Origin of the sequence: Sporolactobacillus mangiferae, assembly GCF_023336505.1 — a bacterium.
In the GTDB taxonomy this organism is placed as follows: domain Bacteria; phylum Bacillota; class Bacilli; order Bacillales; family Sporolactobacillaceae; genus Sporolactobacillus; species Sporolactobacillus mangiferae.
In genome coordinates this window covers 36,331-59,974 of the sequence record NZ_JAMAST010000012.1, presented here as the reverse complement: position 1 = coordinate 59,974, position 23,644 = coordinate 36,331, and the positions used below count along the sequence as shown (strand labels likewise).

The 23,644-nt window shown below is 43.7% G+C and carries 23 protein-coding genes; 17 read left to right on the top strand and 6 right to left on the bottom strand.

Features of this window, described 5'->3' with window-relative positions; all coding sequences use genetic code 11:
• Positions 1-4: 4 nt before the first annotated feature.
• Positions 5-973, bottom strand: coding sequence for a hypothetical protein (locus tag M3N64_RS10135; RefSeq protein ID WP_249101882.1), 969 nt, complete (start codon positions 971-973; stop codon positions 5-7).
• 463 nt (positions 974-1,436) lie between these two features.
• Here M3N64_RS10135 and M3N64_RS10130 point away from each other — a divergent pair, with 463 nt between their 5' ends.
• Positions 1,437-1,691: a DUF6429 family protein gene (locus M3N64_RS10130; RefSeq protein ID WP_249101879.1), complete on the top strand. Its 255-nt coding sequence runs from the start codon at positions 1,437-1,439 to the stop codon at positions 1,689-1,691.
• A 365-nt stretch (positions 1,692-2,056) separates the two neighbouring features.
• On the opposite strand, the gene M3N64_RS10125 is transcribed toward M3N64_RS10130, so the two are convergent.
• Together M3N64_RS10125 and M3N64_RS10120 are read right to left on the bottom strand one after the other, a co-directional pair.
• Entirely contained in the window at positions 2,057-2,458 is a 402-nt protein-coding gene (locus M3N64_RS10125; protein ID WP_249101876.1) for a hypothetical protein, read from the bottom strand.
• Between the two features lie 78 nt (positions 2,459-2,536).
• The gene (locus M3N64_RS10120; protein ID WP_249101874.1) at positions 2,537-2,770 is read right to left on the bottom strand and encodes a hypothetical protein; all 234 of its coding nucleotides are present in this window, start codon (positions 2,768-2,770) and stop codon (positions 2,537-2,539) included.
• 354 nt (positions 2,771-3,124) lie between these two features.
• Here M3N64_RS10120 and M3N64_RS10115 point away from each other — a divergent pair, with 354 nt between their 5' ends.
• Positions 3,125-4,351, top strand: a complete 1,227-nt coding sequence (locus M3N64_RS10115; protein ID WP_283163402.1) for an AAA family ATPase — start codon at positions 3,125-3,127, stop codon at positions 4,349-4,351.
• 11 nt (positions 4,352-4,362) lie between these two features.
• Positions 4,363-5,028, top strand: coding sequence for a DUF4276 family protein (locus tag M3N64_RS10110; RefSeq protein WP_249101871.1), 666 nt, complete (start codon positions 4,363-4,365; stop codon positions 5,026-5,028).
• Positions 5,029-5,401: 373 nt separating this feature from the next.
• Here M3N64_RS10110 and M3N64_RS10105 read toward each other — a convergent pair whose 3' ends face one another.
• Complete coding sequence (locus M3N64_RS10105; RefSeq protein WP_249101869.1) at positions 5,402-6,556, bottom strand: DUF7309 domain-containing protein; 1,155 nt, start codon at positions 6,554-6,556, stop codon at positions 5,402-5,404.
• Between the two features lie 19 nt (positions 6,557-6,575).
• Positions 6,576-7,690, bottom strand: a protein-coding gene (locus tag M3N64_RS10100; RefSeq protein WP_438271016.1) for an IS3 family transposase whose coding sequence is annotated in 2 segments (ribosomal slippage) — positions 6,576-7,438 and positions 7,438-7,690 — 1,116 coding nt in all. Because the reading frame shifts where the segments join, the coding sequence is not laid out codon by codon here.
• A gap of 215 nt (positions 7,691-7,905) precedes the next feature.
• Between M3N64_RS10100 and M3N64_RS10095 the strand changes: the two genes are divergently transcribed.
• The 11 genes from M3N64_RS10095 to fliT all read left to right on the top strand — a co-directional run bounded on the left by M3N64_RS10095 (position 7,906) and on the right by fliT (position 19,269).
• Entirely contained in the window at positions 7,906-9,012 is a 1,107-nt protein-coding gene (locus M3N64_RS10095) for an FkbM family methyltransferase (RefSeq protein ID WP_249101864.1), read from the top strand.
• A 38-nt stretch (positions 9,013-9,050) separates the two neighbouring features.
• Complete coding sequence (locus M3N64_RS10090; RefSeq protein ID WP_249101862.1) at positions 9,051-9,743, top strand: acylneuraminate cytidylyltransferase family protein; 693 nt, start codon at positions 9,051-9,053, stop codon at positions 9,741-9,743.
• Positions 9,733-12,006, top strand: a complete 2,274-nt coding sequence (locus tag M3N64_RS10085; RefSeq protein WP_249101860.1) for an N-acetylneuraminate synthase family protein — start codon at positions 9,733-9,735, stop codon at positions 12,004-12,006. Before M3N64_RS10090 ends, M3N64_RS10085 begins: the two co-directional genes overlap by 11 nt.
• A 177-nt stretch (positions 12,007-12,183) precedes the next feature.
• Positions 12,184-12,747 (top strand): serine O-acetyltransferase, encoded by a 564-nt coding sequence (locus M3N64_RS10080; protein WP_249101858.1) that lies wholly within the window; start codon positions 12,184-12,186, stop codon positions 12,745-12,747.
• Between the two features lie 216 nt (positions 12,748-12,963).
• Entirely contained in the window at positions 12,964-13,779 is an 816-nt protein-coding gene (locus M3N64_RS10075; RefSeq protein WP_249101856.1) for a flagellin N-terminal helical domain-containing protein, read from the top strand.
• A 170-nt stretch (positions 13,780-13,949) separates the two neighbouring features.
• On the top strand, positions 13,950-14,525 hold the full coding sequence (locus M3N64_RS10070; protein WP_249101854.1) for a DUF8042 domain-containing protein: 576 nt from the start codon (positions 13,950-13,952) through the stop codon (positions 14,523-14,525).
• Between the two features lie 2 nt (positions 14,526-14,527).
• Positions 14,528-16,381 carry a motility associated factor glycosyltransferase family protein gene (locus M3N64_RS10065; RefSeq protein WP_249101852.1) on the top strand — a complete coding sequence of 618 codons (1,854 nt, stop codon included), beginning with the start codon at positions 14,528-14,530 and terminating at the stop codon, positions 16,379-16,381.
• Between the two features lie 142 nt (positions 16,382-16,523).
• Positions 16,524-16,895: a flagellar protein FlaG gene (locus tag M3N64_RS10060; protein ID WP_249101850.1), complete on the top strand. Its 372-nt coding sequence runs from the start codon at positions 16,524-16,526 to the stop codon at positions 16,893-16,895.
• 30 nt (positions 16,896-16,925) lie between these two features.
• Positions 16,926-18,500 carry a flagellar filament capping protein FliD gene (fliD, locus tag M3N64_RS10055; protein WP_249101849.1) on the top strand — a complete coding sequence of 525 codons (1,575 nt, stop codon included), beginning with the start codon at positions 16,926-16,928 and terminating at the stop codon, positions 18,498-18,500.
• A gap of 24 nt (positions 18,501-18,524) precedes the next feature.
• Positions 18,525-18,920, top strand: a complete 396-nt coding sequence (gene fliS / locus M3N64_RS10050) for a flagellar export chaperone FliS (RefSeq protein WP_249101847.1) — start codon at positions 18,525-18,527, stop codon at positions 18,918-18,920.
• A 1-nt stretch (position 18,921) separates the two neighbouring features.
• Complete coding sequence (gene fliT, locus M3N64_RS10045) at positions 18,922-19,269, top strand: flagellar protein FliT (RefSeq protein WP_249101845.1); 348 nt, start codon at positions 18,922-18,924, stop codon at positions 19,267-19,269.
• A gap of 148 nt (positions 19,270-19,417) precedes the next feature.
• On the opposite strand, the gene M3N64_RS10040 is transcribed toward fliT, so the two are convergent.
• Complete coding sequence (locus M3N64_RS10040; protein WP_249101843.1) at positions 19,418-19,555, bottom strand: hypothetical protein; 138 nt, start codon at positions 19,553-19,555, stop codon at positions 19,418-19,420.
• Positions 19,556-19,963: 408 nt separating this feature from the next.
• Here M3N64_RS10040 and hpf point away from each other — a divergent pair, with 408 nt between their 5' ends.
• From hpf to secA, 3 genes are all read left to right on the top strand, one after another.
• Positions 19,964-20,512 carry a ribosome hibernation-promoting factor, HPF/YfiA family gene (gene hpf / locus M3N64_RS10035; RefSeq protein WP_249101841.1) on the top strand — a complete coding sequence of 183 codons (549 nt, stop codon included), beginning with the start codon at positions 19,964-19,966 and terminating at the stop codon, positions 20,510-20,512.
• 35 nt (positions 20,513-20,547) lie between these two features.
• Complete coding sequence (locus M3N64_RS10030; protein ID WP_249101839.1) at positions 20,548-20,709, top strand: hypothetical protein; 162 nt, start codon at positions 20,548-20,550, stop codon at positions 20,707-20,709.
• A gap of 417 nt (positions 20,710-21,126) precedes the next feature.
• The gene (gene secA, locus M3N64_RS10025; protein WP_249101836.1) at positions 21,127-23,643 is read left to right on the top strand and encodes a preprotein translocase subunit SecA; all 2,517 of its coding nucleotides are present in this window, start codon (positions 21,127-21,129) and stop codon (positions 23,641-23,643) included.
• Position 23,644: the final 1 nt, after the last annotated feature.

Here is a 23,644-nt window from a genome sequence, read left to right as displayed (position 1 = left end):
ATGCTTATGCCAGGAAATCCTTCACCACATGTGCGATGACCTGCATCTCCGTCTTGCCATAGCGTTGGTCGATCGGCAATGCCACCAGATTTTCTGATAAGTAACATTCAAAACTTGAAGCCGGGACACGTGAGGCTACTTCTTCCCAGTAATCATTAATAAAAATATGCGTTTGAAGCAGCCGTTCTTTTAGCTGTTTCCCCTGTTCAATGAGAAATGGGTAGCACAGTGGGCCGTTCAGTTCACTGAAATTCGCATGCAGCTGGTTGAATCTGCCGATTTGTTCATGCAGAAAACGAAAATTGGTATTTCGCCGCTTGCGCGTGCGGTGGCTATCAATACTCTTCAGCAGTCGTTGTGTCGCGTGCGCCATGGCATGCATGCCACACGTATTCAGGTAGGCCTCGTTTTGTTCAAACAGCGGTTCGGCAGCCACACTGCCCAGATCAATCTGTTTCAGAAGCGCGTCAAAGCGGTAATAAGAAGGATCAGGCGTAAGGATCAATGGCTTCTCGGCGTTTGTATACAGGTAACCGCCGTCCGGAACGCCGAAGAATTTACGCGGCGAGTACAGCGTGTCGATACCAGGCAGCGGACGTTCAAAAAAGGCATGTGTATTGTCGATGATTACCGCCTTTAGATTTTGGCAGACGCTCCAGCTGTTGCTCCCATTTATGCCAAAGTAGTTGACGTAAAGAAAGCTGGCGCCATCCTCCAGAGCGTGATCAAAAATGGGTGCGAAATTCTCGTCGATACGATAGAAGGCATAAGCCACATGCAACCGCCTGATCGGTTGCAGGACGCTGTCGCATATATAGGCGGGCAGGTAGATTTTTTTATAACCGCGTACGCGCAGCACATATTCCAGACCATAACGTGCGCTGTTCAGGTGCAGTGCCTGATCGTGATACTCAGTTCCTTCCGGCAGCTCAAGTGAAAAAAAGCCGCCAATGATCGCTTTTTGCTCAGCCATCGAACCACCTCAAATAAAAAGATGTCCCAGACATCTTCGCTTCGCATGAACAGATCTTGTGTGCGGGCGCAGATGCCGTGCGGTTTCGTACAGATTTTGCGGCGGGATCGCCTGCCCGATTTATCCAGTGATGCTGTCATCAGACTCTCTTCCGGAAAAATGGATTTATGAAACAGAATCGCAACTGTTTCCATGTCACTTGACGAGCGGCAGTCCCATATTTCAAGAGGCCACCCCCCTGGCCGCAAAATAATTATAAAGAAAAAATGTCTAAACCAACAGGTAAGGATATGCGGGAAAAGCTGAACCGCATGGAAAGGCGTTGGCCCATATCGCACGACTCTTTATGCTTCCAACCCCGATTACTTTTTCATCATTTCAGGTTATCATATAGGTAGAGCGCGCGCCATCATCGCTGCGGATAAATGGGACGATACAAAAAATCGGATGAGGAGTGTTAGGCATGAGCGGTGATTCCAGAGAACGCCTGGTAAAAGATTTGACACTGATTCTTTTGTATTTGACTTCGTGGGAAGAACACAAATATGGGTACACATATCGAAGAAGCTGGAAAGGGTATGACTTCGGCGCATTGGATGAATTGGCAGACCAAGACCTGCTCAGCGGCAGTACCCGGGCTAAGTCTGTCTACTTATCAGAAAAAGGAACGGAATCGGCAAGGCAATTGTTGAAAAAATATGGAATCAAAGATCAATAAGGCCGAGGTTCTCTGATCGGATGCAGCTGAAAACGTAAAGAGCATTTATGGAATGAAAAGAAGGATGAGTAGTCAATGCAATGATCGCACGCGAAATCTCGATCCGCACATTCATCGACCAATGACGGAAGTCTGTTCATGAATATCAGGTCCGTGCTGATTGCGTCGTCAAAAACCCCCAGATGTTGGATTTTATTATCCAATTTCCGGGGGACAGTTCAAAAGTGAGTGATTTCGATCAGCTGCCAAGAAGCACATATCAGCGATTTTATCGTAAACAATTCGACATGATTGGCTATAAAATATGCTGCGCGAAAGAGCAAGTGCGGCATGCCTTGTGCGACAATTATGGAAAACTTCAGCCGTCAGAGCATATATTGCGAAGCAGCGCTTGTTTCCGCGGTGTCTGGTACGGTAGAGAGATTTGCCCCATCGGTCAATGAATCTGTTGTCTGGTAGCCGTTGTTCAGCGACTGTTCCAGCAGCAGCCAGAGCCATTCATCTGCCGACGCGGAAGAACTGCTCGTTCCGGAAAGTGTTCCAAGACTGCCAAGGCTGGAGGCTGTCTCAGATGTGTCGGTGTCGCCTGAAAATGAGTTCAATGATTGTGACGAGGACTGTCTGGTCAGTGATGAAGCCAGTAATTGTGCAAACGCACTCGCGGCTTTTTTCTCCTCGTTTGACTGGGACTGCGAAACCGGTAGACTTTGCGCAGCCTGCGACTGTTCCAGCAGACTTAATAAAGGTGTTGCCATGGATAGAGACATTGTATTCATTGCTCCTTTCTTTTGCCAGAGAGGCATTGCCATTTCATCGCGAAGCAGGAAGAAAGCAATCGCCGCTATTTATTCTTCGATGGGCAGCTGGCTGATTAATGGCTTAAATGGATTGAATGGTCCATCGATAGATCTGACTCTTAAGCAGCCGTAATCTTCAATAACAGCATATCTTTTTCCTTCGTACTGAATTTCATCTCCTCGTTTATACTTTGCTCTTCCTGATTCGATTTGCACCGCATGGCTTAAGTACCATGACGCAGAGCGGCTGACATACTGAACGATGCACATGCAGCGAATCAATGGTATATGCCCCCTTACCCCCCAATTTTAACGACCGAACATTAATATTTGATTAAAAAATATATGGCGGGGAAAATTTATTCGGCAGCTATTCCGAGTGGTTCATCATTCCAGCGGCAAAATGGCTGCACTTTGGAGCTTTGGGCGCACAATGACCTTGAAAGTGAGGAAAGTCGGTTTGAAGAAGAGAACTTAAGTCGTTATAACACTCAGAAAAATAAGCTATACTAGAAATATTAAAAAGATAGGAAATCATCCCCGCACTAACGATAATTTGAGATTCCAGATTTGGACTACAATTGAATAGATAGTGTACAATAATGAGTAACAGCGGACAGGTGGTGTATCGGTTAAATGGGGAGAATTGCAGGCATTTCTATTAGAAATTTTGGATCGCTAAAGAACATAAAAATGGGAAAGTTATTATCGGATCAGCGCGGTAAGGAATTGACTAATATAAATGCCATTATCGGGCAAAGCGGTGCCGGAAAAAGCACGCTCGCTGATGCATTCGGTTTTCTAGCTGACTGCCTTGATAAAGGAGTAGAAATCGCCTGTGATTTAAACGGGCGAGGCGGATTTGAAAAACTCATTTCTCAGGGAGAATCAGGGACTATTGAATTTGAGCTGTACTACCGTGAAACGAGCAATACATCGCCAATTACTTATGAATTATCCATATCGCTTGATAAAACAGGCAGGCCAATTGTTGAAAAAGAGCGGTTAAGGCAAAGAAGAGCAAATGAAAGACATGGCAGACCACTGTCTTTTCTCTATCTGGAAAAGGGGAAGGGGTTTGCCTTTAAAGGGGATAATTCCGGAGTGTATGAGGAAAATGACAGTGAATTTGGCGAAAAAGTCAATGTCGAATTGGCTGATCCGAGACAACTGGGTATTGTTACACTGGGTGAGTTAAAAGAACATCCGCGCATTGTTAAATTCAAGAATTTCCTGAAAAACTGGTATCTATGCTATTTTTCGCCATCAGCTGCGAGGGAGATTCCCAATGCGGGGCCGCAAAAATATCTTAACCGACTAGGCAATAATCTTAATAATGTTGCTGAATTTTTACAACGCGAAGATCCTTCTGAATTTAAAAAAGTACTCAAAGATATCCAGACGAAGTTACCCGGAATCGCAAGAATCGAGCCAGTGAAATTAATCAATGGGCAATTGGTTCTTGAATTTTTGGAAGAGGGATTTACAAAACCCTTTTATTCGCAAAAGATGTCTGACGGAACGTTAAAATTGTTCGCATATTATTTACTCTTGCATGAAAAGCAACCGCGTCCCCTGGTGTTCATTGAGGAACCGGAAAATGGGTTATATCATAAATATTTGGCGGATTTAGCCAATGAAATGAGGAAAAGCGTGAAAAGCGGTTATTCCAAACAGCTGTTCATTACTACGCACAGTCCGTTTTTTGTCAATGCTTTGGAACCCAACGAAGTGTGGGTACTTGAAAAACATGAGGATGGATTTTCAACGATTAAACGTGCCTCAGATTACGAGAATGTCAAGGAACTTAGGGAACAAGGCGTTGATTTAGGAGATCTCTGGTACAGTGACTATTTTGGATAGGTGATGAAAACATGGTTTGTGAGCCCATTTATATACAGTTTCTCATTGAAGACCCATCTGGTAAAATTGTACTGGAAAATATAATGAATAAATATGTGAGTCATCACGAACAGATTATATACCGAATAAATAGTTTTAAAGGGATTGGCAGATTACAGAAAAAATACGGCATTAAGGACATAAAAACAAAACAATTGCTAAACGATTTGCCACAATATCTTGAAGGGTTTGACCGATCCTTATCAAAGCTGCCTTATCGTAAAGCGATTATTGTTGTTGTCGATAATGATGACAAAGATTGTGCAGTATTCAAACAAGAGCTGCTTCGTATGCAATTAGCACTGAAATTAACTATTGAGGTCAACTTTTGTATTGCTATTGAAGAAATAGAGGCATGGCTGCTTGGGGACCTGGAAGCTGTCCGTACAGCATATCCGGATGCGAAGCAGCAGATGCTTAATGATTATCAACCGGACAGCATTGTCGGCACATGGGAATATTTGGCTAATGCTGTCTATAAGGGCGGCATCAGAGAGTTAAAAAAAGAAGCGTATTATGAGATCGGGAAGCAAAAGTGTAAATGGGCAGAAGAAATCGGTCAGTTTCTCGATCTAAGCGAAAACCGCTCGCCAAGTTTTAAGCACCTGCTTTCTAAGTTGGATGCACTGTGTCAATAAGGATTCAATTGCAATGCTTGTGCTGATTATTATGCCATCAAAAAATCAGGGAACCTGTCTTCATTAATCCGTAGACATAATGGTGATGACTAACTGAGCTTAATACCTGCCTTCCTCATATCCGGTATCGTCACATTCCTTAATGTGCGTGTGTCGCATTTATCGGCATAGATGAAAACAGAACAAAGATGGTGTCTCAAAAGTCTATTGACGGTGGGGCACCTTTTAAAATAAAGAGTCTCCGCAGGCCCCTGGATCGCTCGCGATCGTCTCAGTTGATGCGAATTCGATATCTTTTGGGGAGCACCTTGCTGGCTGATCCGAGACAACTCATGGCGAATGATGTATTCCTTACATGAACCTGACGATTTTGTTAAGGCATTGGTGGGTCGTCAAATGCTGATAGAAGCTGATCCCATGTCTCTTCAAACATGTGCATTTGGCTGGATTGTTTGCAGAGAATCCCTAATTTTTTGCACAGGAGAACCAGAGAATGGTATAGCTCCTGCTGGTTGACAAGCAGCCCGCTTGGACGTTCTCCCACCTTGTCAATTGTTTTAAGCAGGAATTCTTGCACGGATTGGACGAATATGCACGGGTCAAGAGCGGCATGGTTTTCAAGTAATTCATAATGCATCACATAGCCGCTGAAGTGATCAACGGTGAGCTGCAGCCATGGAAGGGTCGGACGATTACCGTCCTGTTCACCTACTGAAAATGGAGCGAAAGCCCCTCCGAGTTCAATCCAATTTTCATTCTGCCGTGTGTTTTTCTTAATGCGCTGAAGTTCAAGCACGCTGACCAATGGTTCAGCATCTTTCCACTCCTGATGTCCACTGGCAGGTACGATTTGATCATCAACCGCTTTCTTTGTGCTTCCTTCACCCACTTCATATTTTCGATAAAACCATTTCGGCTGCTCATAAAATGGGAATGCTTCCGCCAGCTCCTGATAATCAAAGGCGACCTGAGTCACTTCTTCGATAATCTCTGCAAACAGCAGAATTTCCTCGCCTTGCGGAATCCATGGTGCATAGCCGGGTGTTTGTACACGCAACATCGGTAAATGTTCTTCCGGCTCATCCCCCATTTGCAGAACAGACAAGAACACGCGATCTTCTTCTGGATAGGTTCCGGGTCTGCATAAGGAGAGATGGAATGCCTGGGCGAGCGGCGGACGATCAATCTTTTCCGCATGAGCAAAAAGACGATGGATCATCGCCAGTCCTTGATCACCGACGTAAGCGACAAGGCCGTATTCATCGCCCATTTGCCCGAGTACACAGCAGTAGACGCGTTCTGAATGATTCGGCAGATCAAGAACAAGTACCTGATCTGAGTTCAGCCATTGCCAAGGTTCGAGATCCGCAAAGCCATTGGACGCCTGAATCAGTTGCCACCAGTCATCATCGTACTCTTCATCAATTGAGAATCGAGGCAGAGACCGATCATTATCGTTCTGAAAGGCATGCAAGCCGTAATTAAGATCATCGATCGCTTCTGATTGGCTTTTCAGCTGGTATGTCAACACTAAATCGAACAAATTTTTAAAGGTGCTGTAACTTGTATTCAATCGGTGATAAATAATCTAGTGAGCCATGGATGCGTATAGTATTGAACCAATGGACATAATCAAACAATTCAAGATCAAGTACTTGTTGGCTAGGAAAAACGCGATTACTGATAAACTCAGTTTTAATCGTCTTGAACGTAGCCTCTGCGACGGCGTTGTCATAAGGCGTCCCTTTGTGACTCAATGAGCGGCCGATATGAAATGTTTCCAGTGCTTGGTCAATGAGCTTGTTCTTAAACTCATTGCCTCGATCCGTATGGAATAATTCAAGGTGGTTTAGATCACTTTTCACAGTGGCGAAGGCCTGATAGACTAACTGGGCATCTTTATTGGGTCCTGAGCTATAGCCGATAATTTCACGGTTGTATAGGTCAACAAGCACGCAGATATAATGCCACTTTTGCTGCACCCGAACATAGGTCAGGTCACTGACAACCACTTTCAGTTCTTCCTCCTGGCGAAATTGACGATTCAACGTATTTCCAACAGGAGATTCGTTACAGCTCGCTTTGCATGGCTTAAACTGAGCGATGGTGTATTTTGAGACCAGGCCTTGCTCGTTCATGATTCGTCCAATTCGTCGTCTTGAAACCTGTTTTCCTTGCTTCTCCAGTTCTTTTTTAATCTTTCTCTGTCCATAGTTGGATCGGCTTGCTTTAAAAATCTGAACCACTTGGCGTGTTAATTCCTGCTCTGCCTGTTGATTCTCACGAACTTTAGCTTCGTAATAGTAGGTACTGCGAGCAAGTTGTAGGACGTCGCACATTGCTGATACCGAGTAGTTGTGACAATTCTGACGAATCACATCTACTTTCATCCCGAGACCCGTGCGGCCTGTTTTAAAATGTCATTCTCCATTCTTAGTTTTTGATTTTCTTTTCTTAGTTGAATCAGTTCTTCCTGTTCCGGCGTACGATTATCTTTCTCCTTGAAGGAACCACTCGTCTCATGTTGATGAATCCATTTGTCAAAAGCTGAAGGTGTGAGATCATATTCTTTGATGATCTCATGTCTCGGTTTTCCTGAAGCGTGCAGGCTGACAATCTGTTCTTTGAACTCTTTTGAGAAGGTTCTCCGTTCTCGTTTCATTTTTCCGGTCTCCCTTGGTAGCGTTGAACCAAGTGTACATGACCTTAACTCATCCGTCCAATTAAGTGTAACCTATCCAAAACAAAAAGAAACGTATCAATAATTCAAATATATTTAAGAAACCGTCGATAAATAATAAGGACATTATTTAATAGGCTTATATAAGAAAAAGCTCTAACTATTGCCCATAATAACAGTTGGTGAGGAGACCACCTATGAATTCTTTTATTGATCTTTTAAAAAAAAAGGATGGAATGCAGAATTATTATCAACAATGTGTCGAAAGTGTAAGCCATGCGAATGAAATTGTGTTGTTTGGTTGCGGACGCGGTGGTCGAAATGTATTTGATTTGTTTGCGGAGAACGGGATAAATAAGAATGTAGTTGCTTTCTGTGATAATAACGCTGATAAGCAGGGGACGACATTTCTTGGCTTAGATGTGTTTGCTCCGGCTAAGGCCGCTAATCAGTTTCCAAATGCATTTTATATTATATCCTGTGTTGATAATGTGGAACCGACGAATCAATTGATTGATCTAGGAATTAAAGAGAGCCATGTCACGACTTTTGATTTTACTTGGAATGATTCTAAGCAGACGAATTTCGAATACATAATGCAGCATGTCCAAGAATTTGAGACGGTATACCATCTGCTTGCTGATGATTTATCGAAAAGGGTATACGTAAATTTGCTCAATTATAAAATAACCCGTGAGCAGAAGTATTTGAATGAAATTTTTAATCCTTTTGAAAAACAATATTTTAATGACTTGGTTCCTTTTAAGAAGGGACAGGTGTTTGTTGACGTAGGTGCCTATGTTGGTGACACACTTGAAAGTTATGTGAATTGGTCACAGGGTAACTATGGCAAGGTATATTGTTTTGAACCGAATGTGGTTAATTATCAAAGGCTAAATCAAAAAGTGAGACAGAATGATTGGCACGATGTTCTGACCTATCAGCTTGGCATATCAAAATCGAAAAATAAATTATTTTTTGATCCCATGAGTCCGGGCGGAGGATTTTTATCGAATAGAGGGACAATGGCTGTTCCTGTTGATACGCTCGATCATTTTTTAAACAATGAGCAAGTTGATTTTATTAAGCTGGACCTTGAAGGTGAAGAATATAATGCACTGGCCGGCGGCAAGAATTTGATACAAAAGTATCGTCCGGTGCTCGCTGTCTGTGTTTATCATAAAAAAGATGATTTTTATCAATTGGTCCGCTATATTAAGGAACTGTGTCCGGATTATCAACTGTATTTTCGTCATTATTCGCTGACAGAAGGCGAAACGGTATGTTATGCTTTGCCAAAATGAATCTTTAAATCATTATTTATAACGAGGCTGATAAGGAAATGAAATATTTAACGATTATTCCTGCGCGTGGTGGTTCAAAAGGGCTGCCCAATAAAAATATTAAATTAGTTAATGGCAAGCCGTTGATCTGCTGGAGTATCGAGCATTCCGTCAACTGTCACTTAATTGATCGAACGATTGTGTCAACAGATTCTGAAGAAATTGCCGCGATCAGTAGAAACAGTGGAGCAGAAGTGCCGTCATTGCGTCCGGAAAATTTAGCTGAAGATCAGACGCCTACTGAACCGGTTTTGTTACATGTGTTATCGGAACTTCGTCAAAAAGAAGGTTATGAACCCGATGCTGTTGTTCTTCTGCAACCCACATCACCGTTGCGAAAAAAAGGCAGATTACACGAAGCTATTAACTACTTTGAACAAACCCATGCCGATTCATTGGTCAGTGTCAGCCCGAATCACCATTTTTTTTGGAAAAACCTTCATTCACCGGAAGCACTGTACAATTATGAAAAAAGGCCGCGCCGTCAGGATATAAAAGAATCGGATCGATGGTTTCAGGAGAACGGATCAATATATATTACAAAGAAAGAGATCCTTTATTCAGTTCGGAACCGATTAGGCGGAAAAATTGCTGCATTTTTAATGGATGAACAGGAAAGTATTGAAATTGATTCCGAATTAGACTGTAAAATCGTAGAATTTCTGATCAGGGAGCTTAAATATGAAAATTAATAAAAATCTTACACCCTATATCGTTGATAGTGAGGATACAATCATTAATGGACTCAACAAAATAAGTGGGAATAAATCAGGTGTGGTTTTCACGGTAAACGTTCACGGTGTCGTGGAAGGCATTTTAACGGATGGTGATTTCCGAAGGTGGGTTGTCAAACAAAGTCAAATAGATCTTACGCGATCAGTTTCTGAAATTATGAATAGGCAGTATGTTTCTATTAAAGAAGACGACATAAATTCAGTGCAAAAAATAGAACGTTTGTTTGAACAGCAGAAAGTGAAATTCATTCCGGTTGTGGATGACAATAAAAGGTTAAAAGCAATCATTGAGAGAGCGGCTTCATCAATAAACATCGGAAATAGAACGATTGATGCTGATTCACCCGCCTTCTTGATTGCTGAAATCGGTAATAATCATAACGGTGATGTGAATCTTGCAAAAAAGCTTGTTGACGCAGCGGTGATTGCGGGGGCGGACTGTGCTAAATTTCAAATGCGGCATCTGAAGACTCTTTATAAAAATCATGGGAATCCGAATGATGACCGTGAGGATCTTGGATCGCAGTATACATTAGACCTTCTTGACAAATTTCAGTTGAGCGTTGAAGAAATGTATGAGCTATTTGACTATTGCAAGGAGAAAGGGATTATTCCGCTTTGCACCCCATGGGATCTGGACAGCTTCCATGCGTTAGAGGAATATGGAATGGACGCATATAAAATCGCTTCAGCGGATCTGACGAACCATGTCCTGCTAAGAGAAATGGCGAGATCCGGCAAAGTTCTCATCTGTTCGACCGGTATGTCAAAGGAAAATGAAATTATTCAGGCTCAGGAACTATTCAACCGTGAAGGTGCCAACTATATATTTTTGCATTGTAATTCTACTTATCCCACTCCTTTCAAAGATGTCAATCTGTCCTATTTGAATCGGTTGAAGATGTTTAGCAATGACCTTGTCGGTTATTCAGGACATGAACGAGGCATTAATATAGTCATTGCGGCAGTTGCAATGGGCGCAAAAGTCATAGAGAAGCACCTGACACTTGATCGAAATATGGAGGGAAACGATCACAAAATCAGTCTTCTTCCGGATGAATTTGCAGAAATGGTTCAGGCTGTCAGAGAAGTGGAACTCGCACTTGGACATGCCGACAAGAGAATAATGTCCCAAGGTGAAGTGATTAACAGAGAAAATTTGGCAAAGAGTCTGATCATCAACCGGCCTTTAAAACAAGGACAGATCATTACAAGAGAAATGATTGATGTCAAAAGTCCGGGGAACGGTATTCAGCCCAACCATATCAATGAAGTCATTGGTCTGACTGCCAACAGAGATTTTGCAAAAGGAGATTTTATCTATGATACGGATCTCATGAATGATTTTGTGCAGCCTAGAGATTATCAAATTCCGTTTAATTGGGGAATCGCAGTAAGATATCATGACTATAAACGAATATTAGCGAGTTCGAATCCTAAACTGCTTGAGTTTCACCTTAGTTACAAAGACCTTGATGAAAACATTGACGATTACTTTGATGAACAGCTGGATCTTAACCTAGTTGTTCATGCCCCGGAATTGTTTGCCGGAGATCATTTGCTTAATTTATGTTCTGATGATGAAGATTATCGCAGACATTCAATTCAAGAGCTTCAGAGAGTCATTAACTTAACGAGAAAATTAAAAAAATATTTTAAGAAGGCCGATCGTCCCTGCATTGTGACCAACATGGGCGGATTTACTAAAGACGCTCCTATGGCAAGTACCGAAAGAGGCCGGTACTATGATAAAATCGCTGAGAGCTTGAAGGAACTGGATCGGGAAGGCGTCGAAATTATTGCACAGACAATGCCTCCTTTCCCTTGGCATTTTGGAGGACAACGGTTTCAAAACCTGTTTATGGATTACCGTGATACCGCTGCATTTTGCAAAAAAAATAATTTACGCATATGTCTTGACACGTCTCATTCGAAACTGGCATGCAATCAATTTAAGTGGTCTTTTAAAACATTTGTCCGTAATTTATATCCCTATGTCGCTCATTTGCATATTGTTGATGCGGCCGGAGTGGATGGAGAGGGTCTGCAGATCGGCGAAGGCGAAATTGATTTTCAAAATCTGTTTGAAGAAATCAGAATCTATATGCCTGATGTAACCTTTATTCCGGAAATTTGGCAGGGACACAAAAACAGCGGTGAAGGCTTTTGGATTGCGCTGGACAGGCTGGAAAAAGTTCTGCCGGTGGCTGAACGATCCTAATGTAATTCTTATGACACAATACAAGATGAATAAAAATTTATGATGAATAAAGACCTCTGTGTAACAGAATTTTGTGAGTCCGGGAAGAGCCTTTTATCTGATTTCATGCTTTATTGATAAAAAACGGCTCTCCCCATCTTTATTTATTTTATGATTCTGAACTTAATGGTGGCAGATATGATAAAAAGCAAAACAGATTATTTACATTATCTAAAAGAGGATCAAAAAGCTCTGGGTGCATTTACGAAACATCCTGTGTTCTCCGATAATATGATGATTCTTTTAACCGATCCGTGCTGGAAATTTGAAAAATTAATGAGAAAACTGGAGTATTGGACAAACTGTAAGACGCGCCTGATTGATAAACCGTATCTGTGGATTTTAAGAAAAAAATATCAACGGCTAAGTATCAGACTTGGATTCAGCATACCGATCAATATATTTGAAGAGGGGCTGTGTATTGGTCACTATGGGAGCGTAGTCGTCAGCAGGCATGCCAAAGTAGGCAGATACTGTACCATTCACTCATGTGTGAATATCGGCGGAACGCCGGATAAGAAATCGGCAACAATTGGAGATTATTGTTTTATCGGTCCGGGCGCAAAATTGTTCAATGACATTACATTGGCTGACCATATAAAAATTGGTGCGAATTCGGTCGTGAATAAGAGTTTCCATGAAAAAGGCGTTACGATTGCCGGTGTTCCGGCAAAGATTGTAAGCAGGAACGAACAGGCCTGACTATATAGACGATCAATATTTTGAAGACCGCCTGACAAGAATTGTATTTATTGGAATGAACAAGCAATGTCCTGATGATTTTTCAATAAATAAAATTATGAGAGGACTAAATATTTATAAAGACCGGCCGATAATAGTAATGTGAACAGGAAACGATCCTGTTCAACTCAAAACCACATGGATGTGGACATATACAATTCAGGGAGGAATAAATCGATGATTATCAATCACAACATTGCTGCGTTGAATACCAATCGTCAGCTAAGCATCAACAACACGAATGCACAGAAGAATTTGGAAAAACTGTCTTCAGGCTACCGCATCAATCGTGCGGCAGATGATGCTGCAGGTCTTGCCATTTCTGAGAAAATGCGCAGCCAGATCCGCGGTTTGGATCAGGCAACGAGAAACGCTCAGGATGGTATTTCATTGATTCAGACCACTGAAGGTGCACTGAATGAAACGCATTCAATTCTTCAACGTATTCGTGAACTGGCTATTCAGTCGGCGAACGGTACGTATCAGGATGCAGACCGCGCCAACGCTGATAAAGAAGTTCAGCAGCTTACTGCGGAACTTGACCGTATCGCCAACAATACAGAATTTAATGGTATGAAGGTATTGGATGGATCGATGTCAGCAGGAGCCACTTTCCAAGTTGGTGCTAATGCCAATCAGACGATTACGGCAACATTTATTTCGGCAGGTGCGGCAGCACTTGGTGTTAGTGGCGTGTCAATTGCAACCGTTAGCCAGGCGAACGCGACTATTTCTGCAGTCGGTGCAGCTATTTCAACAGTGTCAGCTGCACGTGCTACGTTCGGTGCTGTTCAAAACCGTCTTGAACATACCATTAACAGCTTGAGCACCTCTTCAGAAAACTTGGCTGCTTCTGAATCCCGTATCCGTGACGTGAACATGGCTAGTGAGATGTCCGATTACACAAAAAACAGCATCCTCGTACAGTCCGCGCAAGCGATGTTGGCACAGGCCAATCAATTGCCTCAGGGCGTTCTGCAATTGCTTCGCTGATTCGGAATAACAAAGCGGGCTCCTTTCAGGGGCTCGTTTTTTGTTTTAAAAAAGCATTTTATATACGATACTCATATTTTTTTGGTGAGCTTCGGTCCTGGTGTTTCTGCACCAATAATTCGTTATAATGAATGGGAAGAGTTTTGAACTGAACAGAACGGGGGAAAAACATGATTATAAAAATTGACGGACGTACAATTCAGAGCGACCAATCTGCTTTTTCACACATAGAAGAGGGAATAAAGAAACACATAGATCAAGACATGTACATACATACCTGCCTTGCGGATGATCGCGACGTGACGGATGATTGGCAGAGTTACCTGAAAGAGCATTGGGCGACGATTCATGAATTGACGATTCAGACAGAGCCGCTGTCAGATTTGATTCACGAAAATCTTGTTTCCGCAAAAGATTATTTGAAACGAGCCATTCCCGCCCTTGAGGCATTGGGCGATCGCTTCTATCAAAGTCCGTCGAAAGAAGACTGGACATCATTTAATGACTTTATTTCGGGGATACAGTGGTTGACTCAGCTGAACACTGTCTTTTCCAGGATGCAGCTGAATGCGTCGCTCACGTCGGCCTTTGCCGTCCTTCACGGACAGCTGGAAACATTAAATGAAGGCGTTGCGAATCAAGACTATGTTCTGATTGGTGATTGCCTGCACTATGAATTTTTGCCGGCATTTAATCAGTTGCTGAACGAAATTGATCAAGTGCTGAATAAAGAAGGGAAGGCATAACGATGCTGATTGATAACAAGAATTATCTTCGCTTCCGCAACAGAAAGCTGCTTCAGATTATGAATCAGCATGAGGCGCTGTTTCACAACAACGATGATTGCGTTGTCGAAACCTCCAAGTCGGGCAGCCCGACCTTGAAACGAAGGGACAAGTCCGGAAATTACATCTATGTCCACAGTCGATACAATCCGGAGAGAGAGGCGGCGGTGTTAGTCAGTCGTTTGGACGAGATGGATCAGTATGATCATGTGATTTTTATAGGGATTGGTCTTGGTTATGCGGTTCAGACACTGGCAGCTGAATATCCGCAATTGAAAATTTCTGTTTTTGAACCGGACCTGCAGGTGCTCAACGCTTTTTTATCGACTCAGAGGCTGGGTGAATTTTGTCCCGATCAGCTGGATTCGCTTATTGTTGATGAACAGCAGCTTGGGATACTTTTTGAGCAAATTGTCGATAAAAGAGAACGGTGTTATTTCTTTGTCCTTCCTTATTATGAAAAACAGTATCGGGAACAGATTGACACATGGATGAGTCGTTTGAAAACAATGCTTTTCAACACGAAGGTTCAGGTGGTGGCACGGAATTTTTTTCAGAGAACCGTAATCATCAATGCGATGCATAATTTACCGAAGGTTCTGACCACACCGAATATTTTTCAAGATACTGATTCAGCAGCTTTTGAAGGGAAGACAGCGATTCTTGTCTCGGCCGGTCCTTCCTTAAACGAGGAATTTGATAATCTAAGACGAATCAAAAAGAAGGGTCTGGCCTACATCTTCTCGGTTGGGTCCTCGATTAATGCATTAATTAACCACGATATTTATCCGGACGCTTTCTGGAGTTATGACGCATCAGAAAAGAATCAGATCGTCAATCAGATTGTCAAAGATAAAGGAATCACGTCCATACCCATGATCTTTGGCGATTGTATTGGTTATGGAGCCATTGAGAATTACCCCGGGCCTTTACTGCACATGATTCTTAAACAGAATCCGTTATCCCATGAGTTATTGTCCCGATTGGATGGTCGGCCGGTACTCGGTGTTAACGACGCTGCTTCTATCGCAATAGTCACTTTGCAAGCGTTAATGCAATTAAAATTCCGTACGATTATTCTGGTCGGGCAGAATCTCGGCTATCGGGATCATCATATGTATGCGTCCGGCATCTCTTATGATCATATGAAGGAGAAGCTGTCAGACGCAGAGATACCCGATAAAAGAATGGTTGCGAGCGTGGATGGCGGGCAAATTGTTTCCAATGCGGGATTTGATCTGATGCGTCAGCAATTTGAACGGTATATTCAGATGAACCCGCATGTTCAGGTGATCAACACGACAAAAGGGGGTGCCGCGATCAAGGGTGCGGATTTTGTGCCTTTGGATCGGGTGATTGCCACCCAATTAGATAAGCAGACAGTTGCCCCTGATTGGATCAAAGGGAACCCCAACTATGATATTGACAAGGTAAGTATAAAGCTGGCGAAATTAGCCGCTCATGCCGATGAACTGAAACGAATGGTCGGTCAGCTTGAACGGTTGCTTGATAAACTTGATGAAGCTGCGCATCACAGCAGTGATAATCAGATCCGGAAAAAATTTGATCAACTGGACCGGTTGATGCACTCTATTGAGAGAAATAAATATTATCTGGCTGTCATTAGTACAATGATCGGCGGAGCGATTGACTACATAAAAAAAACGAATGGCGAGCTAATTAAAAGTGAGGATGTCCGGGCAAAGGCAGAAACGATAGTGAGAGAGTATCCGAAACTCGTAAATGCGCTGAACGGTTCGATGGAACGCATTGCCCCCTCATTTGAATCATTACCTGAAGCAATCAAAAATTTGTGAATCGGTGTGAGACAATTCTCTCCTGAAATGGATGGATGAAAATGGAGGAGATTGTTCACAACAAATTAAATTATTTTTGCCTGAGACCGATATAAATAGTAGCTGGATAATAATTCGGGTGCAAGAGGAGTGATAGGTTTCAATGAACGAAGTTTCAGGTGCGGAAGCAATTTCAAATCAGATAACTCAGCAGACATTTTCCGGACAAAATGATGTTCAGATTGATCAAGTGACAACGGGTCAGGAAGCGATAGAGGATAAAAAAACTGAACGAGTCTATCAGCCTTTTAAAAAAGAACAACTGAACGAACTTGTTTCGGAAGCAAATAAGGCACTGACCGAAAAACAGACGAACCTGCATTATGTATTACATGACAAACTTCACAAGTATTATGTGCAAATTGAGGACTCTGTAACTCATCAAGTGCTCCGCGAGATACCGCCGAAGAAATTTATGGACATGTATGCAGCTATTGCAGAAAAACTGGGATTGATTGTCAATAAACGAATTTAAAGTTAATGAACGTAAAGGAGCGCGATAAAAGTGGCAGATTCAACTTCCGGATTGTCAATGGATTCACTGAATCAAATTCTTGGAACAAGCGGCGGTAACCGGGTAAGCGGCTTGGTCAGCGGGATTGACGTTGACAGTGTTGTTGCCAAGATGATGCTTGCGGATAGTCAACCGTTATTTCAGATGCAGCAGCGGCTGCAGATTTTGGAATGGCAGCGTGACGATTATCGTTCAATGAACACGCTGTTAAGCGGTTTAAAAACGACTACTTCGTCACTTCAATATGATGCCTCATTTCAATCAAAACAGGCAACATCCAGCAATGAGGGGGTTGTGACGGCTTCCGCCGGAGGATCAGCAGGGAATGGAACCTATACGTTCTCGAACGTCACGGCAGCAACGGCGGCGCAAAATTTGAGTTCGGCGAGTATTGGAAGTATCGATCCCGATAAATCATTGGTGGATCAGGGTCTTGCTGCGGCCGGCAGCACGGTGACCTTTTCATTGACAACTTACGATGCGGACGGCAACTCAAAAGAAACGGATTTTGAGTTTGATGCGGATACAACAACACTTAATCAGGTCATGTCTAAGATTTCTTCTTCCGGAGCCGGCGTGACAGCCATATACGATGAGGCCAACGGAAAGGTGTCCCTGACACGATCGGAAGAAGGAAATTCCAATGACAGCGGTGCCGAGATTGGTCTGAACGGCACGTTTTTAACGGATACTCTTCACTTAAGTGAAACCAATGAAACAGGCGGAACCGGCGCTCAGGCAACTGTCAATGGCGTTACCATCGAATCGGCAACGAATACGATTACCCTGAACGGCACGACCTTTACCTTGAACGGCAATGACACAACCGGTGCAACAACTAAGGTTCAGGTCAGTAACGATACTGATGCGATCTATAAGAAAATCAGCGACTTCGTTGGCCAGTATAATGATGTTGTGAAGCAAATCAATACAAAGGTTACTGAAAAAAGAGACCGCGATTATGCGCCGCTGACGGACGCTCAGAAAAAAGAAATGAGCGATACGGATATTTCAAGCTGGACGGATAAGGCAAAAGCGGGCATGTTATTCAGTGACGACATTCTTCAGAGTGCGCTGACTCAGATGCGGCAGGGAATCTCGGAAAAAGTCGGCGACTCCACGGATCCGGATACGCTTGATACGCTGGCCGAAATTGGCATTACCACCGGTTATATGTCCACGGACGGCACGTTGGAGATTGATGAGACAAAGCTGAAGGCCGCACTGAACAAAGATCCTCAGGCAGTCGTTAATCTGTTTACGGCTAATGGATCAGGCAGCAATGAGGATGGCGGAATAGACAGCAGTGCAGGTGTGATGGAGCGTCTGACAAACACAATTGATAGCACAATTACGAAAATAGAACAAAAAGCCGGTAATGAGCAAATGGCTGAAAAGAATTACTATATCGGCCAGGATATCAGTGATATGAACGAGCGGATTAACACGTTTAAAGATCATCTTCAGGATCTTGAGGATCGGTACTATTCGCAATTTACCGCGATGGAAGAGGCCATCAGTCAGGCCAATCAGCAGGCGTCTTACATTCAAGGCTTTACGGGCTGATCTTGATGTGCGGGAGGTATAAAGATGCCATTAAGCCCTTACAAAGCTTATAAGCAGAATTCGGTAATGACCGCGACGCCGGGAGAATTGACGCTGATGCTCTATAATGGCTGCATCCGATTTATCCGGCAGGCAGGAAAGACGCTTCATGAAAAAGATTACAAGGGAAAAAATATGAACCTACAAAAAGCACAGGCGATTATCCGCGAGTTGATGGTGACGCTCGATATGAATCAGCCGATCGCAAAAAACATGATGCAGCTCTATGATTATATGAACCGTCGTCTGATTGAAGCGAACATCAAGAATGATCCGTCCATTCTTGATGAAGTGGAAAAATTAGTTACCGATATGCGGGATGCCTGGAAGCAGGCCGTTGAGAATGTGAAAAAAGCACAGCCAAAAAGGGATCGTATTTAAAATGGGATTACAGAAAATTTACGATTTGACGGTTGAACTGGAGCAGTTAGTGACGGATGAAAAGCAGTCAATGTCACGTGATGAGCTGATTGCAAAGCTGCGTCAGCTTTTGGATGCACGCGGGCGGCTGACCGCGGAACTTTCAGGAACATGCAGTGAAGCGGAGCGACCAATGGGTGAACGCATTGCTGAGATGAACCGCACGATCAATAAACAGCTTCATCTGATCAAGCAGGAAATCACTAATGACATGAATCACTTTCGGCACCGTAAGCGCAGTATTAACCGTTACCGCAATCCTTACACCGGTCCTACTAAAGATGGCATGTTCCTCGATAAGCGAGAGTAATAAAACAGCAGAGCTAATTTTTTCACCAAATCACTGGATGCACATAAACTAAGACCATTGATGCCTTCACGCACATGGTCTTTTATTTTTTTCAAAAAAAATTCCATCCGTTAAAAGAACGGATGGACATCGGACTGCCTTCATTGTGTTATTCAGCTACAACAACCTCTTCTTCCTGATCAGCATTCAGGCTTGCAAGGAATTGCAGATAATTGTAAGTCGATTCCTTTTCATCGTCATTGAGCTGTTCAAACAATTCAATGATTTCTTCCGTCTTGACTGACATGGTCAGAACGCTCCTTTGTGAGAGGGATGATCACCGTCATGCTTTATAACCTCTGCGTTATGAATCGTATCCTTAAAAATGTTAGCATGCCTAACATTAAACTTGAAAATTGGTTTTTAAAAAATGGAGACAAACCTGTGTTTCTAAATGTCTTTTCCTATTTGCGTTATCATTATATGTGCTGGAACAGGCTGCGTCAATAGAATCAGAGCGATTTTACGCCTATATTCTGATTGGAATATTGCATCTCATTGATGCATATTAAGCATGAATTCGTTTTCTGATTAAATGTGCCGATTTTGTCGAAACTTTAAAAAGTAAAGCGATTATTGTAAAAATATTTTAATGTTTGCGCAGGAATTGGGACGGGAATGGCGAATGTATATAATATTGAAGGGAGGCTTTCTCATGGATATTATTATTCGCGGGGAAAACATCACAGTGACACCATCTTTGCAGAGCTATGCGGAAAAAAGGATCAGCAAGCTGGAAAAATACTTTAACACACCGATTGATACAAGCGCGCGTGTGAATTTGCGTGTCCACAATACGGAACAAGTGGTTGAAGTAACCATTCCGCTCCAAGGCCTTCTCCTGAGAGCCGAAGTCGGCGAGGAAGATCTCTACACGGCAATTGATTCAGTGGTTTCGAAATTGGAACGCCAGATCAAAAAGCATAAAACAAAACTGAACCGCAAGAGTCGCCAGACTGCGAAGCAGCAGCTTCAGAATGGCACCGTAAGCGCAACAAAGACAGCTGAAGACACAGAAGAAACTGCCTATGGTGTCGTACGCAAAAAGCACTTCGTGTTTAAGCCGATGACCGTTGATGAAGCGATTCTGCAAATGGATATGCTTGGTCATTCCTTCTTTATTTTCAACAATGCAGAAGATAATTCAACGGCGGTCGTTTATCGCCGCAAAGACGGGCGATTCGGCCTGATTGATCAAGTATAAAACGATTAGCAAATAGATAAAAGGGGGATCCGCGGATGCGGATCTTCTTTATTTTACAAAAAGGCTGCTCTTTTCATGAATCATTGGTTTTGTTCGATTCAGGAATGGCCGGTAAATCACGAGTGATGACCAGTAAATCATGCGCGATGACCGGAAAATTTCGCACGATGACCGGAACCATGCCTGTGGACCGATAAATCTCGGGCGACCAAAACTTCGCTCGCTACAGCCGGTAAATCACACGCACTCTCAATGGTCGGTAAAGACAATCTGTGCCGCATTTTGACCACAGCGTGTTGCGTCTGTTTTCACGATGTGCATTTTGCCGTATAATGAAAGATGTTGGTTTCTGCATTCTTATTGGCGCGGTACCCGGAAAACGGCCGGTACACGCGAACATCTGAATAAACAGGAATCTGTGATCCGATTTTGCGTGATTTGCTCAATCGGTGCGGCGGCGATTGTCAGCGCTGGTGAATATTGTTAAAATAGTTGCATGTTTTAGGAAAGTTTTTCAGGCAGATTTATATGGAAACACTGGATACGAATGTTGGACTCTGAGGGCGCGTGCAAGCGGCGCCGAATCAGAAACTATAAATGAGGTGTATGCAGGCATGATAGGAATGCTCAAACGAGTTTTAGGAGATACAAGCCTTCGCAAACTCAGCAAAATGGAAAAGATCGCGCACAGGATCGATGCCATGGCCGATGAGTACAGGAAGCTGAGCGATGACGAACTCCAGGCGAAGACGCCGGAATTCAGGCAGCGGCTGGAAAACGGTGAAACACTGGATGATTTGCTGCCGGAAGCCTTTGCGGTTGTCCGTGAAGCGTCGACCCGCATTCTGGGTATGACCCCTTACTACGTACAGTTGATTGGTGCGATTGCGCTGCATCAGGGCAACATCGCCGAGATGAAAACCGGTGAAGGAAAAACGCTCGTGGCGACGATGCCGCTGTATCTGAACGCGCTGGCCGGTCAAGGAGCGCATCTGGTGACGGTCAACGATTATCTGGCTCACCGTGACGCGGAACAAATGGGGCTGCTCTATAATTTCCTCGGTTTGTCAGTCGGTTTAAACACCAACGGTCTGTCACCAGATGAGAAAAAAGAAGCATACGCGGCCGACATTACGTATGGCACGAACAGTGAGTTCGGGTTCGACTATCTGCGCGACAACATGGTGCTTTATCAGGAAGAAAAAGTGCAGCGCCCGCTGAACTTTGCGATCGTCGATGAAGTGGACTCCATTTTAATCGATGAAGCCCGTACACCGCTGATTATTTCCGGTAATGCGGAAAAATCAACCGATCTGTACGTGCGTGCTAATCAGTTTGCGCGTCTCCTGTCCGAAAAACAGGATTTTACGGTCGATCTGAAGACAAAATCGGTGCAGCTGACTGAAGAGGGCATGACCAAGGCGGAGAACTTCTTCGGTATTAAAAACCTGTATGATTATAAGAATGTCACGATTAATCATCATGTGAATGAAGCGCTGAAGGCCCATGCGATTATGCATCGTGATCAGGATTATGTTGTGCAGGACGGCGAAATTGTGATTGTTGATCCGTTCACCGGCCGTCTGATGCAGGGACGCCGTTACAGCGAAGGGCTCCATCAGGCGATCGAGGCCAAGGAAGGTCTGGACATCCAGAGCGAAAGCAAAACTTTGGCTACGATTACACTGCAGAACTTTTTCCGTATGTATGCGAAGCTGTCCGGTATGACTGGTACGGCAAAAACCGAAGAAGAAGAATTCCAGAGCATCTACAACATGGATGTTATTGAAATTCCAACGAATAAACCCATGATTCGTGTTGACAATCCGGATCTGATCTATAAAACGCAGAAGGGCAAGTTTCATGCGGTTGTCGAAGAAATTGCGACGCTGTATCATCGCGGCCAGCCGGTGCTTGTCGGTACGGTTGCCGTTGAAACCTCGGAACTGATTTCGAAACTTTTAAAGAGGCGCGGTATTCCGCATAATGTTCTGAATGCGAAGAACCATGCACGTGAAGCGGAAATCATCGAGAACGCCGGTCAGGCTGGTTCGGTCACAATTGCGACGAACATGGCCGGCCGTGGTACCGATATTAAGCTCGGTGAAGGCGTCGCGGAGCTTGGCGGTCTGTTCATTCTCGGTACGGAGCGCCATGAATCGCGTCGTATTGACAACCAGCTGCGCGGCCGTTCCGGTCGTCAGGGCGATCCTGGTGAATCTCGTTTTTATCTGTCGCTTGAAGATGACTTGATGAAACGGTTCGGCTCGGATAAAATGAAGAACTGGATGGAAAAAATCGGTATGGATGACACTTCACCGATTGAAAGCAAGCTTGTCAGCCGGTCGGTAGAAGCTGCGCAGAAACGTGTGGAAGGCAATAACTTTGATGCTCGAAAGCAATTGCTGAAATTCGATGATGTCATGCGTCAGCAGCGTGAGATCATCTACAAGCAGCGCGATGAAGTGCTGGAAGCGAAGAATCTGCGCCCGGACATCGAAGGCATGATCAAGCTTGTGATCGAGAATCTGGTTCGCGCGCATACGCCGGAGAAGGAAGTGCCGGAAGAATGGGATCTTCAAAGCGTAATTGACTACCTGAATGCGAAAATATTCAATGAGGGTGAGTTAACACTGAAGGATCTGGAAGGCAAAGATCCGGAAGAGATGATCGACGATCTGTATGCGAAGGCGATCGCCCGTTACAACGAAAAAGAAGAACAGTTTACTCCTGAGAGGATGCGTGAATTCGAACGCGTGATCACACTGCGTACAGTGGATACAAAGTGGATGGATCATATTGATGCAATGGAGCAGCTCCGCGAGGGCATTTATCTGCGGGCATACGGTCAGGTCGACCCATATCGTGCATATAATATTGAAGGCTTCAAAATGTTCGAAGAAATGATTGCCAGCATCAATGAAGAAATTGTCAGCTTCCTTATGAAAGCGGAAATTCGCGAGGAACCCATTCAGCGCGAGCAGGTAACGCATGGCCTGCGCGTCATTTCCGGCGGTCAGGATGACGAACCGGTGAAAAAGAAACCGATCCGCCGTAAAGTGCATGTCGGTCGGAACGATCCTTGTCCATGCGGCAGCGGCAAAAAATATAAAAACTGCCACGGAAAATGAT